Source organism: Ferrithrix thermotolerans DSM 19514, assembly GCF_900128965.1.
Classification (GTDB): Bacteria; Actinomycetota; Acidimicrobiia; order Acidimicrobiales; family Acidimicrobiaceae; genus Ferrithrix; species Ferrithrix thermotolerans.
In genome coordinates this window covers 21586-36586 of sequence record NZ_FQUL01000006.1, presented here as the reverse complement: position 1 = coordinate 36586, position 15001 = coordinate 21586, and the positions used below count along the sequence as shown (strand labels likewise).

The window sequence follows — 15001 nt, the reverse complement described above, 5'->3', positions numbered from 1 at the left end:
GTTTCCCAAGCAGACAAAGCGACAGCATAGCCTGACGCATCCGAAGCGATGTCTAGATGTTAAGCTCCTCTAATTGTTCAGGAGTAACCAGAACTGCCCTGGGTTTTGAACCCTCCGGAGGACCCACTATACCACCTTGTTCTAAGAGATCCATGATTCTCCCTGCGCGGGCAAAGCCTACCTTCAGCTTGCGTTGAAGCATCGAAGTCGAGCCAAGCTGCGAGGTAACTACCAGCCTTACCGCCTCCTTATATAGTTCGTCGTCCTGAGAAGACCCACCAAAGACTGACTCCCTCTCGTTTCCGTCTCCCTCCACCCCTTCTATATAGCTTGGCCCTCCCAACCTAAGCCAGTGTGACACCACCTGGCGGACCTCTGACTCAGAGACCCAAGGAGCCTGAACTCTTCGAGGGTGAGACGACGAAGCGGTTATCATCAAGAGATCACCTTTACCAACGAGTTTTTCTGCACCGCTTTGATCGAGCACGACCCTTGAGTCCGCCAATGAGGCTACAGAGAACGCGATACGAGAGGGAACGTTCGCCTTTATAACTCCGGTAATAACATCTACTGATGGTCTCTGAGTCGCAATGATTAGATGGATACCAACGGCGCGTGCTTTTTGAGCGATGCGACATATCGAGTCCTCGACATCGCGCGCAGCCACCATCATCAAGTCGTTCAGCTCATCTACCACCACCAGAATGAAGGGGAGCGGCCTAATCGCATCCTCGTGAGTCGGGTCGCCAAAGATCTCCATCGACAGAGTTCTTTTATCTACCCCTTCCTTATTTGCCTCCTTTATAAGAGCGTTGTAGCCTGTGATATCTCTTACACCTACCGCAGCAAGAAGATCGTACCTGTTCTCCATCTCTTTGACCGCCCATGCAAGTGCGTTAGCGGCTTTCTTGGGATCCACCACAACGCTTGTAAGTAGGTGAGGGAGCCTCGAATACTGGCCTAGTTCGACGCGCTTTGGGTCGATCAAGATAAGTCTCACCTCCTCAGGAGTGCTACGCATTAAGATCGAGGTAAGGATGGAGTTGAGCGCCGAAGACTTACCAGAGCCGGTGGAGCCAGCGATCAGCACATGTGGCATCTCAGCCAAATTGGCAACAACGGTTGATCCAGCGATATCTTTACCGATGGGTACCTGTAGCGGATGTGTTGCCCTGGACATCTCGGCAGAGGCCATCACGTCTCCTAAGGTCACCGTCTCCCTGGTTCTATTAGGCACCTCCACACCAACAGCGGATCTTCCAGGGATCGGCGCCAAGATCCTGACATCGGTTGCCGCCATAGCGTATGCGATGTCTCTATGAAGAGCTAGCAGACGGCTCACCTTCACTCCTTCTGCGAGTTCGAGTTCGTAACGGGTTACAGTAGGTCCAACCGTCATACCAACGACCTTTACGCCCACTCCAAAGGTTCCAAGAGAGCTCTGCAGCGCATTCCCCCTCTCTATCAGCTCAGCCTTATCCAGCTTCTGCTTCGAACCTCTGGACAGAATCGTTCGAGGAGGAAGCCTCCAGTTTCCAGCGACCTCAGAGGTCGCTGTCGTCTTGGCTGGAGCGTTATCTTGAAGATCTTCGATCAGAGAGAGATCGATGACGTCGTCCTTCTCCTTTACATCAGGGTCAGAGTCTTCAACACCCCTCTTAGACCTGCGTCTTCTCGATTCTTTCTCCACAACGTCTGAGTGTGGAGAAAATATCGGGATGTCGTAGATCAAAGGTTCCGGTTCAAGTTCACCTTTACTAAGTACAGGAGATACGTGCTCGCCTCTTCTTCTTGACCCTGCAGCGCCACTATCTAACTCTGGCTCTGACACATTAGAACTATTAGATCTGGTGAAGATAACTCCCTGGCGAGTATCCCTCAAAGCGTTAGACATCAAAGACGAGATCTTCTCTAGGTGCAGACCAAGTAGATGAAAGATCGAGATCAGAGCGATAATAGAGATCACGACAAAGGCACCGGTCTCCCCTGCAAGATGGATAAACACATACCCGAGTAACTCACCGAATACGCCTCCGTAGTGCACTACCCCAACAAAGGAGAAGTGCCCGTGATGATGGACCTCGTGTAAGACGCCGTAGATCGACGCCACCGTTAGCTGCAGTACAACGACGTCGAGCCAGACCCAGGACGACTTAGCGTAGCGTAGGCCTGCTAGAACTCCAAATGACACAACAGCACCTAGAACGACTACTACCCATCCACCATTGCCAAAAAGTACCGCAAGAAAACCATGGAAGAAGGCCCCTAAAGGACCAAGGACATGTGTATAAGCACCCACAGCAACTAGAACTGAGCCGATGAGAGCTACTACCGACCATGCCTCTTTTGAGAGGGAAAACCTTGAGGCTTTCACGGACCCTCTCGCTCCTCGTTGACCCTTTGATGCTGGACTCTTTGACCTTACAGATGCCCTAGAAGCTGGGGGTTTCGAGCTAGATGAGTTTGCCACAGGTTAGAACTCCTTTCAGGCGACTTTGTCTCTAGATCTCCGTTACCACTGGAATAACCATCGGCTTACGTTTTGTCAAGGTAGAGATCTTCTTGCCCACCGCTGTACGGATAGCCTTTTTCAGCGTATCAACATCTTTGCTGCCTGTCGATAAGGCACGGTTCAGGGCTTCAACCACTTCCTTGGAAAGTTGCGTAATAACCTCACCGTCGCCTTGCTCAACCCACCCCCTAGTAGCTATCTCCGGTTCCGCCAAGATCTGTTTGGCTCCAAGATCGACCGCTACAGATACTACCACTATCCCTTCTTCCGAGAGAACTCGCCTGTCGCGAAGTACCCCATGAGCCACACCACCGACGACTCCATCGACGTAGAGGTATCCAGCGGGAACCTCCGAGTCGTAGTGCACGCCATAGTCGTCTAACAAGATCACGTCTCCGTCTTCTGCGAGTAGAACCTTGTCAGGATCTACACCGCTTGCGATCGCTAGCTTCGCATGGTTCACCAAGTGGCGGAACTCACCGTGAACAGGAACAAAGGAGTCCGGTTTCGTAAGGGTCAGCATGGTAAGTAACTCAGATCTCTTTGCGTGTCCAGAAGCGTGTACGTGAGCGACACCTGGGTGTATGACCGTGGCTCCCCTTCTGTATAGATGGTCTATGACCTTCCCTACCGCACTTTCATTTCCTGGTATTACGTCGGCACTAATGATTACGACGTCGTTATCTCCAACCTTCATCCACTTAGAGTCCCCTGAGGCCATAAGTGATAGCGCAGAGAAGGGTTCACCTTGAGACCCCGTGGAGAGTACACAGATCTCTGAGTCCTCGTAGTCCGAGACCTTATCGATGTCTAAGATCTCGCTCCCCTTTAGATCTATCATCCCTTGTTTGACACCAAGGCTTACGTTCTTTGCCATCGATCTCCCAAGTGTAAAGACCTTTCTTCCTTGAGACATCGCCACCTCGATGACCTGACTAACTCTATGTATGTGGGATGCGAAACATGCAACGACGACCCGCTTTCCTTTGTTGGACTCAAACACTGTCTCTAGTGCTGGCCTAACCGAAGTCTCAGAGTCGCTGTAGCCGCTCTCCTCTGCGTTGGTAGAGTCTGACAGAAGTAGACGGACACCACTTTCACCGATCGCACCTATTCTCGAGATGTCTGTCCTTCTCGAATCAAAGGGTGTAAGATCTAATTTGAAGTCTCCTGTGTGGAAGATAACCCCTTGCGAAGTGGTAATCGCAAGCGCAAACGACGAAGGAACCGAGTGCGTCACCGGAATAAACTCCACTAAAAAGGGTCCAATCTCTAGAACGTCACCGTCGCTTACAACATGAGTGCGGCATCTGTTCATAAGACCCGCCTCCTCCACTCGATTTGTCGCAAAGCTTATCGTTAGCTGAGATCCATAGACGTCTAGATCTAACTCTCTCAGGAGGTAGGAGAGTCCGCCGGTATGGTCCTCATGACCGTGGGTCAATACACAACCCACTACCTTGTCCTTGTTCTCATAAAGGTAAGAGAAGTCCGGAAGAACAAGATCCACCCCAGGCATCTCTTCGTTTGGAAACATAAGCCCGCAGTCGACGATCAGTATCGAATCTCCTTGGCGAATAAACGCGCAGTTGCGGCCGATCTCTCCCAAGCCGCCCAAAAACCCGACCCTTACAGGCACTTCTCCCACAGTTAGAGTTCCCATCTTTCTTCTAGATACACCCCAGCCTCTTTCGCCTCAAGCACCAGCCGATCCAACAGCTCCTTAGCCTGGTCCTTTAGCTCTTTGGACGCACCTAAAAGCGGTAGTCTGCATATGCCTTCTCCAAATCCCATGACCTCAAGCATCGCCTTGAGCGGTGTCGGGTTTGGCGCGAAGTCCTGGCTTTGAAAGTTGAAAGAGGGCACAAGCACGAGGTTTAACTTTGCGGCTCGTAAATTATCACCGGACTTGAAGCTCTCTATCATCTCCTTGAACACAGGTCCAGCCCAGTGAGACGCCACCGATATTACGCCCACCGCACCCACCGACATAAGAGGAAGAGTCAAGGCGTCGTCACCAGAGAAGAGGCTGAGATTCTCACCACTTAGTCGCAAAAGAGCTGCAGCCTGACCAGTAGTCTGACTAGCGTCTTTTAATCCAAAGAGGTTATCAAACCGCTCTAGCAGCGCTAGTACGGTCGAGGTCTCAATCTTTCTCCCGGTCCTAATAGGGATATCGTAGAGGATCACAGGGAGAGATGTCGATGAAAGTATCGCAGAGAAGTGCGCAACTAGTCCATCCTGAGATGGACGGTTGTAATAAGGAGTAACCGCCAAGATTCCGTCCGCACCGGCTCGCTCGGCTCGTTCTACGAGTTCTAAGGAGTGTTTAGTGGAGTTGGTAGTAGTACCGGATATCACCTTCAAAGATGGCGCTGTAGACTTTGCCAAACGCACGAGCTCGATCTTTTCGTCGTCTGTCAGCGTCCCCGACTCTCCAGTGGAACCAGAGACTACGACCGCATCAGACCCGTGATCTGCCAGATACCTAACGAGTCTTTCAAAGACCTCTCGGTCTATCTCTCCATCTGAGCGAAAGGGTGTGGCGACTGCTGTGATTAGCGAACCTAACGAACTTTTCACTTAGAACTCTCCATCTCTATCTCCGCCAAATAACACGTCAAGCTCACGCTCGAGTATCCAATCGATCCCAAGCGCTAGGGACTGAAGAGAAAACACCTCTCTTAGAGCCATAACCACGCCAGGCATAAAGGATGATCTGTCGTAGGAATCGTGCCTTATAGTAAGGGATTGACCGACACCACCGAAGATAACCTCCTGATGAGCTACCGCCCCCACAGTTCTAAGAGAGTGAATGTGGACGTTACTCTCAGACTCAGCGCCTCTAGCCCCCTTTATCGTCTCTTTCTTGGTGGGGTCGTCGATAAAGGGTCTGCCAAGTCTTTTTCTTGTGGTGGCCATGGCCTTAGCTGTTGAGATCGCTGTCCCTGAAGGTGCGTCTACCTTGCGCTCGTGGTGCATTTCAACGATCTCCGCTGAGTCAAAAAACGCAGCCGAGATCTCAGACAGCTTCATCATAAGCACCGCTCCTATGGAGAAGTTAGACGCGATGATAGCACCTACCTTGTTCTCTCTGAACAGGTGGGTAAAACTGTCGATATCTTTGGCAACGAAACCCGTGGTCCCAACGACACAGCGTATCTTATTTTCAGCAAAAAACCTTAGATTCTCCCGAGCCGCCTGGGCATTAGTGAAGTCAACGATTACGTCCACACCCAATATAGGAAGGACGCTTATGTCGCCTACGACCTCTATACCCCTTGCACGGACGCCGGTCACCTGAAAGAAATCAATTCCAGCCATCTTTGGATCAACCGCCGCCACGAGCTCCATATCAGGCTGTTCCACCACGGTACGACAGACCGTCGATCCCATGGCGCCCCCCGCACCTACTACAGCTACCCTCACACACCTAATCTAATAAACAAGACCTGCAACCTTTGCCGAGAGCCACCAAAACCTGGTCAAATTAACGAAATGGAAGGAAACAATATCTGACTACTGAGATACTGAGCTAAAACCTCTTTCGTCGACGACAGTCACGGCCTTTGGTGTAATAAGCCAAGTCAATATAACCTGCTAGGTCGTACCTCTGAGATTCCCATGTCGCAAAGATCCTCTCTTTAGGCGAGACCGGCCCGATAGACCCACTTGATCCGTTAGTGCAACTATGTGTGACTGGCTTTAGATGATGAAGGAGCGACGTAACACTTCTTTACGTCGCTCCTTTCCCTTTGTTGGATCTGCTCTAAAGCGAAGATCTTCTCGCTCAGACAACCTCAGTTCTAAAGACTGTTATCGGATCATCTAGCTCTAATGGTCTTAGTGCGCATCAAGATACCTAACAGGGCCCACCTAATACTTAGGAACAAAGGTTTCAACAAAATTGGCTAGGTCTTTTGCCCGTCACTGTCTTCTCGGACTACGCCTTGGTCCTCGGTCTCGTTGTGGAGCGATATGCTTAGACACATCGGGTCCCAGATCACCGTAGTGTTGCACCAGCTCTTCTTGGAAACTCTCCTCGAAAGAGACTCTCGGCTTTGACGGCGAATCGGTCGTATCCTTGGAAACCGAATCCTCTTCCAACTCACCAGGAGAGCCTTCGGAGACTTCCGTAGTATCGCCATTCTCCCTTACATCGTTCTCCCGCCGAGCGCTCACAGTCTCTTGCGACAGAGATAAAGAGAGTTTTCCTTGAGGGTCTATGTCATCGACGCGAACAGAGATCTCTTGATCCAAAGAGAGGACGTCCTCTACTTTATCGATGCGTTTGCCGCCGCCGATCTTTGAGATGTGCAAAAGACCGTCTCTGCCCGGAAGGATGTTGACAAAGGCACCGAACTTTGTGATATTTACAACCCGTCCCACATAAACAGCTCCGACCTCCGCTTTGGGGGGGTCGACGATCTCCATGATCTTCCTTCTAACCCCTTCCGCAACCTCGATATCGGTGCTTCCAACGGTTACAAGACCGTATCCGTCCATCTCCTCGATGGAGACCTCTGCCCCGCTCTCTTGCTGTAACGTGTTAATCGTCTTACCCTTAGGACCTATGATCTCACCAATCTTGTCTATCGGCACCTCAAAGGAGATGATCTTAGGAGCCCTAGCTGCCACTTGACCTCTTGGAGACGGCATCACCTTCTGCATCTCCTCGAGAATGTAAAGACGAGCCTCTTTGGCTTGAAGCAGTGCCTTGCCAAGAACCTCCGCTGGTATCCCGTCAATCTTTGTGTCAAGCTGTAAAGCAGTCACAAACTCCGAGGTTCCAGCGACCTTGAAGTCCATATCGCCAAAGGCATCCTCCGCTCCAAGTATGTCAGTAAGGGTAACATAAGACCCCCCTTCGGCTATTAGACCCATGGCTATTCCAGCGACGGGAGCTTTGATGGGCACACCTGCATCCATCAGGGAAAGTGTAGAACCGCAGACAGAGGCCATTGAAGTCGACCCATTTGACGACAGCACCTCAGAGACGAGCCTAAGAGTATATGCAAACTCTTCCTGAGAGGGAACAACCGGTACAAGGGCTCTTTCAGCCAAAAGACCGTGCCCGATCTCCCTTCTTTTTGGACCCGTCATCCTCCCGGTCTCACCGGTTGAAAAAGGAGGGAAGTTGTAGTGATGCATGTAGCGCTTGGTGTCATCCACTCCGATAGTGTCGATCATCTGGTTCATCTTGGGCATTCCAAGTGTGCAGATATTTAGAACCTGAGTCTCACCTCTTTGGAACAGTCCAGAACCATGTGCCGTTGGAACTACACCGACCTCTATGTAAAGCGGTCTTACGGTGGTAAGGTCGCGTCCGTCTATGCGCACACCATCCCTTACTACTCGATCCCTGATTACCTTCTTAAGGAGGGATCTAAAGGCTGCCTTGATCTGAGATTGCTCTTCTGGAAAACGCTCAGTAAGAGACTCAATTACCGTAGCCTCAACCTCATCGATGGCGTTCTGTCGTTCCGTTTTGCCTTCAGTGATACTGGCGGAACGAAGTGGTTCAAGTCCTGCTGCCTCTACAGCCTCAAAGATCTCTTCGCTGTAGTCCACCTGGGGCTCCCACGCAAACTCTGGAAGCTCTCCCACCTCTGCTACGAGCACTTTTTGTAGGTCTATGGACTCCTTTATCCATCTCTTAGAGGCCTCTAGCCCCTCTGCGATGCGCTCCTCCGTTACCGGCACACCTCCACCGGTGACGTTCTTCCAAGAACTTGTCGTTCCACCGGCCTCGACCATAATGATGGCTACATCGTTTCCATCGGAGGTCATCTTTCCTGCAACTACTAGTTCAAAGGACGAGTCGTCACCATCTTGGTAGGTGGGATGAGCTATCCACTCGCCCTGTTTGGTAAAGGCCATCCTGACCGCTCCAACCGGACCTTCAAATGGGATACCCGAGACCATCAGCGCCGCTGACGCGCAGTTGATCGCAAGCACGTCATGGGGGTTTTCCAGATCTGCACCCAGGATCGTACCAACTACGTGAACCTCGTTACGAAACCCTTTCGGAAAAGATGGGCGAAGCGGTCGATCTATGAGACGAGCGGTCAAGATCGCCTGATCGGAGGCTCTTCCCTCTCGCCTAAAGAATGATCCTGGGATCTTTCCAGCTGCGTACATCCTCTCTTCGATGTCCACCGTAAGGGGGAAGAAGTCAACACCCTCCCTAACACCTTTGGCAGCTGTAGCTGTGACCAGAACCATAGTGTCTCCAAGCCGACCGACGACGGCACCGTTAGCCTGAAGCGCTAACTTTCCCGTCTCAAAGGATATGGTCTTGTCGGTATCCGAGAAGGTGTGGGAGACTGTCGTTACTTTATTCATTTTTCCTCTTTATCTTTTCCCTAACGGGCGAATCCAAAAACTTAGGTATACAACAATACCTCTGGACCACTTGACCCAGAGGTGAGGCTACCTAAGACTGTGAAACCTGCTATCTTCTGATACCAAGCTTGGAGATTAACTCCCTGTACCTCTCGACATCTTTGGACCTTACATAGTCCAGCATTCGACGGCGCCTTCCAATGAGCATCATCAGACCTCTACGAGTGTGATGGTCCCCTTTGTGATAACGCAGGTGCTCGGTGAGCTGATTAATACGATCGCTAAGGATCGCTACTTGGACTTCAGCTGAGCCTGTGTCTGACTCGTGTTTCCTATAGTTTGCTATTATCTCTGCTTTTTCTGACATTGCGTCGACCCTCAACGCCTTTTCTACTCGGAAGCGTATAGTTCGCTTGAACCCTTCTAAACAACTAGATCATCTTAGCCAGGTACAAAGCAACTAACGACCTTAGACCTTATGAAATATTACCTTGCACAGCACCTCTACTGGAGCGTCAGCTTATCCCTAACTGCCGCCACATCTAAATGTATCTGGGCGATCAGCTCATCTGAACTCTCGTAGGCGATCTGGGGCCTAAGAAACTCAACGAAGGCCACCTCGACCTCCTCGCCGTATAGGTTTCCGTTATAGTCCAGCACAAAGCTTTCTATCAATCTCGGCCCGCCCGAGGGATAAAAGGTAGGGCGCGTCCCTATCGAGATCGCCGCAAGATGGGATCTTTGACCGGACAAAGGTCTTAGGGTACCTGCGTAGACTCCGTCAAGAGGAACTGCCATATTCGCGGGAATCTCAAGGTTAGCCGTCGGAAACCCAAGTTCACCGGATCCCCGTTGATCCCCCCCGACAACAACACCTCTCACTGAGTGAAAACGGTGTAGGAGTGCCGATGCATCTTGCAACTCCGCTGCAGTCACCATCTTTCGCACTAGGGTTGAAGATATCGCCTTGTCGGCGTCCCTGTGGTTCTCGCCTAACACTTCAGATACCTTAGAAAGCCCGGCTGCGTAGACCTCGAAGTCCTCCAAGGTACCAACCTCTGCTAAAAACTCAACATCACCTTGTCGTTGGTGCCCAAAGCGGAAGTTCGACCCAACGTGAACCTCTTTGGCTCTTACACCATTTACAACTACGTCGTAGACAAAGTCCCTTGCACTTTGAAGCGAACGCCTTTGATCGAAGGTGAGAAGATAGAGATAGTCAACGCCAAGAGCTTGGATCAGCTCTGCCTTTTGTTGTGCACCGGTGAGCATCAACGGTGCCGCCTCAGGACGTAGCACCGAGAGAGGGTGACGATCGAAGCTCACAACGACCGAGCTAAGGCCACTATCATGACAACGTGACACCACCTCTGAGATGATCCTTCGATGGCCGTGATGAATGCCATCATAGGTTCCGATAGTCATAATCGAGCGATCGCTACCTGGGATAGGACCATGATAGTCATGTAAAACCTGCACTTGACTCTCCCGTACTTGTTAGGGTCTATCTATTGGCGCACCGCCACCTGGCATTACAACCTTAGGCGCAAAGAGGCCGTTAGAGACCTCCCCAACAGCCAAAAGACCGTCGAAAGAGACGGTGTTTCCCTCGTACAAAAAGGCTCGCACTCCACAGACAAGGGGGGACGGTTCTACTTTATGCAGAATCGAATCTTGAAGCGCTATCGACCTTCCGTTCCTTATATTTGAGATCTCCCTATCGTCACCAAGGACCAGATGAACATCGAGAGGAAATACCTCTTTGGGGGATAGCACATCATCTGGGCTAAGACTCTCGACTTTTTTTGCCTTCTCCAAAGAGATGGCTCCCACATGGGTCCTCCTGAGGGCTGTCATAGTTGCGCCGACCCCAAGGATCTGACCGAGGTCAAATATAAGAGACCTCACATAGGTTCCGCTTGAGACATGACAGCTCATAAGAAAAGAACCGTCTTCGTTCTCGTCAATATCTAACCCATAGACCGTTGCACTACGGGGTTCGATCTCAAACTCAACATTTTTCCTCGCAAGATCGTAGGCTCGTCTGCCATCTACATGTATGGCGGAGAACCGGGGCGGGCACTGTTGTATCTCTCCTTCGAGCGCCGCCTTAGCTGCAAGCACGTCGGATAGTCCGATACCAGAAGCGTCAGACTTTGAGAGTACCACCCCGGTTATGTCGTATGTGTCCGTGGTGACACCCAAGACAAAGTGGGCGAGATACCGCTTTTCAGCACCTGTAATGTAGGACAAAAGACGGGTAGATGGCCCTGCAGCCACCACAAGTAACCCCGAAGCTAATGGATCCAAGGTCCCAGAGTGACCGAGCTTCTTTGTGCGCAGTCGATCCTTGCACAGATTCAATACCCTCTGGGAGGTAGGTCCGCTCTCTTTGTCGACAGCGAATACACCCCGAACCATCAGTCTCCGTCGGCTTCTTGCCCAGTCTTTGCCACCCGCCTCAAGATAGCGTCTATCTTCTCACCCGCCTCCAAAGACGGGTCAAGCTCAAAACTCAAAAGGGGCGTGCGCTTCATGCGCATCTCGGTAGCCACTTTATGCTGAATCGATACCCTTACCTCAGCTAAAGCCTCCGCCTTGTCCTGCGGAAGACTGGCGAAGAACACCCTCGCTCTTTTTAGATCGGGATCCACCGCAACCTCCGTCACCGTGAGAAGAACCAGCCGGTCGTCGTACTCCGCTTCCCTCTCGATCTCCTCAGCCACCACCTCACGAAGCACGCGGTTTAGCCTTGCCACCCGATCGTAACCCTTCCTACGGGAACCTTTATTAGTATTCATACCAAGACCTTATATCCACCTAAACTCGCGGAATCTCACGATCCTCGTAGGTCTCGATTATGTCACCAGCATGGAGATCCTGGAAGTCTGATAGTCCGATACCGCACTCAAAGCCGGCTTGAACCTCTCTTACATCGTCTTTAAACCTTCTAAGAGACGCAATCGATCCCTTCCACAGCACCACGCCGTCGCGCAAGAACCTAACCTTTGAACCTCGGGTAATGGTCCCAGAGAGAACGTAACATCCAGCAACTGCTCCCACTCGAGGCACTCTAAAGACCTCCCGGACCTCGGCGTCACCTGTAACCACCTCTTCATACTCTGGCGCAAGCATACCCACCACGGCGGACTCGATGTCCTCTATCACCTTGTAGATGATCTCATAGGTTCTAATCTCAACGTCTTGTGCCTCTGCGAGCTCCCTCGCTCTTCTATCTGGGCGGACGTTGAATCCAATGATCGTAGCGTTTGAGGCAGCCGCAAGACCGACGTCGTTCTCAGTGATACCGCCCACAGCCTTGTGAATTATGCTCACTTTCACCTCGGGACGTTCAAGCTTTCTAAGACTCTCCGCCAAGGCTTCAAGACTTCCTTGAACATCGGCCTTCAAGATGATGTTCAAAGTTGCAGTCTCACCTTTTTGGATCTGCTCAAAGAGGTCCTCTAGCTTAGCCCCTGTTGCTGAAGCAGCCCTAGAGGCGTATCCAGCCATCCGGATCCGCTGCTCCCTCGACTCTGCAATCGTCTTAGCGGTGGAGAGATCCGCAGTTACGTTGAACTCGTCTCCAGCACTAGGAACCTCGGAGAATCCGAGCACCTGCACAGGCATCGCCAAAGATGCAATCTTAATGGACTTACCTTTATCGTTTACTAAAGCTTTTACGCGTCCCCAGGCGATGCCTGCGACCATCGGATCTCCGATGTGCAAAGTACCACCTTGTATCAATACCGTAGCGACAGGACCTCGACCGACATCCAAGTTGGCCTCGAGCACAACGCCGGTCGCTCTTCCCGAAGGGTTGGCTTTGAGCTCTAACACCTCAGCTAGCACAAGGATCTGTTCTAACAGATCGTCAATACCAAGGTTCTGAAGCGCTGATATCTGAACTGTGATGGTGTCACCACCCCACGCCTCAGGAACCAAACCGTACTCCGAAAGCTGTTGCATGACCCTGTTGGGATCAGCGTCTTCCCGATCAATCTTGTTGATAGCGACGACAATGGGCACATCCGCTGCCTTAGCGTGGTTGATGGCCTCTACCGTCTGGGGCATGACTCCGTCGTCGGCTGCTACCACAAGCACAACGATGTCGGTGACTTTTGCACCACGAGCTCGCATCTGCGTGAAGGCTTCGTGACCTGGGGTATCGATAAAGGTTATCGCCTTGTCGTTTAGATAGACCTGGTAAGCACCGATGTGCTGGGTAATTCCTCCCGCCTCTTGCGCAACCACATTGGCTTCTCTAATCCGATCCAATAGCTTGGTCTTACCATGATCGACATGTCCCATAACGGTGACGACCGGGGGCCTCTCGGCTAGAAGGGAGGGATCTACAGTGTCGTCCTCGTCAAAGTACTTTGCAGAAAGAACGGCTTCTTGCTCCTGACCTGGATCGACGAGCTTTACCCGTGCACCGATCTCGGCAGCAAAAAGCTCCACCATGTCGTCGGAGAGCGACTGCGTAGCCGTTATGAGTTCCCCTTGAAGGAGGAGGAATCGAACGATATCCCCTGGTGTCCTGTTGAACTTGGGAGCTACCTCTTGTGCCGTTGAACCTCTCTCAATGATTATCTCACCCTCTGGAACTGGAGCAGAAGATGGTACGTATGTAGTGACCTGAGTAGGCTCTAACTCTTCAAAGGTCTTCTTCGACCTTCTCTTAGACGGCTTCGTCTTACCCCGTGCACCTCGGGCGTTTCCACGAGCGCCAGCCGGTGGCATAGGTGCAGACGCAGCTCCACCACTGGGTCCTCTCGATCCCGGTGCACCGCCAGGACGTGTTCCAAAGGAGCGATCAGAGCCCCCAGCGCCTCCCCGTGGAGGACCAGAGAATCCTTGTCTGTCTCTTGGGGCTCCTGATTGGGCGCCGGTGAATGGGGGTCGACCCTGTCCACTGCTTCTTCCCTGATACCCGCCTTGTTGGCTCGAAGCACCGCCTTGTTGGCCAGGTCCTCGCCCTTGAAATCCACCTTGGCCTCGATCAGACCTTCCCTGATCCCCGCCTTGTTGGCTCGAAGCACCGCCTTGTTGGCCTCGCCTTGTCCTGTCTCCGTCAAATGGAGTCCCATGCGTTTTCGACCCTGGGCGCTCGTATCCTGGCTGAGGTCTTGGGGGAGGAGGTATAGGTCGACCGGTTACAGATCGAGGTGGGCCTGGGGGAGGAGGTATAGGTCGTCCAGAGATAGAGGTTGGAGCACCGTCTTCTCTGGTTCGTGCAGCTACGTCGGAGGGCCTAAGAGGAGCTCGCTTGGCTCCTTGCACTCCTTGAGGTGTCCGATGAGCTTGAGGGGTATCCTTTGGTCTTGTATCTAGTCGTTCCTCTGCGCTAAGTCGAGCTGACTCCTGAGCAACGAGGTCACCGAGTTTAGGCCTGTCTTTAGGTGGTTCACCTGTAAATGAGACGTTATCGCTCTTTGTAGTCTCTGCCGCCACTATCTTGATGTTTGCCGCTGCTTCCGTCTCGGCCTTTTCAGACTGTAACGGTACGGGTGACTCAGGTGTGAGAACTTGAGCTACGGATTCAATTTGAGCTGCATCGGTCGAAGGACCGCTCGCGTTCGCCTCCTCTGAGGACGACTTTGATTTGGCGTATATGCCGATCCCATCTCGTTCAGCACGCCGTCTAACTCTATCCGCCTGAGGATCCTCAACGCTAGATGAGTGGCTCCTAACCCCAATTCCAAGGGCTATGCAGAGATCCAACGCCTCTTTATTTTCAATACCTAACTCTCGAGCTAGTTCATAAACTCGTACTTTCTTTACCAACTGGTGACCCTGACCTCCGAATACAACATGAACAAAGCGAGTTATTTGTTACATAAGACTGGCTATTATAGCCTAGAGCTTTATTTGGGTGATGAAGCCGACCCGTCGCCTGGGTTAGTGAAGTAACCTTCCCACTCCTTTAGCACATCATCGGGTACCGACACTCGAAGTGCCTTATCGAACGCCTTACGCTTAAGGGCCAGACGGTAACAGGCATGTGAATCCGCACAGATCCACGCTCCCCTTCCGCATCTGGGATCTGGGTATCGAAGCCGGCGCAGATCTGTGACGTCCCTCTTAGCCCGGCATCCGATACAGCTTCTCTCCATATAAGCCTCCAACCTATTCGGCCCATAA

General features: G+C 51.9%; 11 protein-coding genes. All 11 read right to left on the bottom strand.

Annotation, left to right across the window (positions count from 1 at the left end):
* Positions 1–52 precede the first annotated feature (52 nt).
* Positions 53–2470, bottom strand: coding sequence for a DNA translocase FtsK (locus BUA24_RS03415; RefSeq protein WP_072788753.1), 2418 nt, complete (start codon positions 2468–2470; stop codon positions 53–55).
* Positions 2471–2501: 31 nt separating this feature from the next.
* Positions 2502–4160 carry a ribonuclease J gene (locus BUA24_RS03410; RefSeq protein ID WP_245790280.1) on the bottom strand — a complete coding sequence of 553 codons (1659 nt, stop codon included), beginning with the start codon at positions 4158–4160 and terminating at the stop codon, positions 2502–2504.
* Between the two features lie 2 nt (positions 4161–4162).
* Positions 4163–5095: a 4-hydroxy-tetrahydrodipicolinate synthase gene (dapA, locus tag BUA24_RS03405; protein ID WP_072788751.1), complete on the bottom strand. Its 933-nt coding sequence runs from the start codon at positions 5093–5095 to the stop codon at positions 4163–4165.
* On the bottom strand, positions 5096–5941 hold the full coding sequence (gene dapB, locus BUA24_RS03400; RefSeq protein WP_084660151.1) for a 4-hydroxy-tetrahydrodipicolinate reductase: 846 nt from the start codon (positions 5939–5941) through the stop codon (positions 5096–5098). It lies immediately after the preceding gene.
* A 498-nt stretch (positions 5942–6439) separates the two neighbouring features.
* On the bottom strand, positions 6440–8857 hold the full coding sequence (locus BUA24_RS03395) for a polyribonucleotide nucleotidyltransferase (RefSeq protein WP_072788748.1): 2418 nt from the start codon (positions 8855–8857) through the stop codon (positions 6440–6442).
* A gap of 109 nt (positions 8858–8966) precedes the next feature.
* The gene (rpsO, locus tag BUA24_RS03390) at positions 8967–9224 is read right to left on the bottom strand and encodes a 30S ribosomal protein S15 (RefSeq protein WP_072788746.1); all 258 of its coding nucleotides are present in this window, start codon (positions 9222–9224) and stop codon (positions 8967–8969) included.
* Positions 9225–9361: 137 nt separating this feature from the next.
* Entirely contained in the window at positions 9362–10336 is a 975-nt protein-coding gene (locus BUA24_RS03385) for a bifunctional riboflavin kinase/FAD synthetase (RefSeq protein ID WP_084660150.1), read from the bottom strand.
* A gap of 18 nt (positions 10337–10354) precedes the next feature.
* A complete protein-coding gene (gene truB / locus BUA24_RS03380) occupies positions 10355–11278 on the bottom strand; it encodes a tRNA pseudouridine(55) synthase TruB (RefSeq protein ID WP_072788744.1) in 924 nt (307 codons plus the stop codon).
* Positions 11278–11658 (bottom strand): 30S ribosome-binding factor RbfA, encoded by a 381-nt coding sequence (rbfA, locus tag BUA24_RS03375; protein ID WP_084660149.1) that lies wholly within the window; start codon positions 11656–11658, stop codon positions 11278–11280. The genes truB and rbfA overlap by 1 nt, the downstream gene beginning before the upstream one ends.
* A 19-nt stretch (positions 11659–11677) precedes the next feature.
* On the bottom strand, positions 11678–14644 hold the full coding sequence (infB, locus tag BUA24_RS03370; RefSeq protein ID WP_072788740.1) for a translation initiation factor IF-2: 2967 nt from the start codon (positions 14642–14644) through the stop codon (positions 11678–11680).
* A gap of 80 nt (positions 14645–14724) precedes the next feature.
* On the bottom strand, positions 14725–14973 hold the full coding sequence (locus BUA24_RS03365; RefSeq protein ID WP_072788739.1) for a YlxR family protein: 249 nt from the start codon (positions 14971–14973) through the stop codon (positions 14725–14727).
* Positions 14974–15001: the final 28 nt, after the last annotated feature.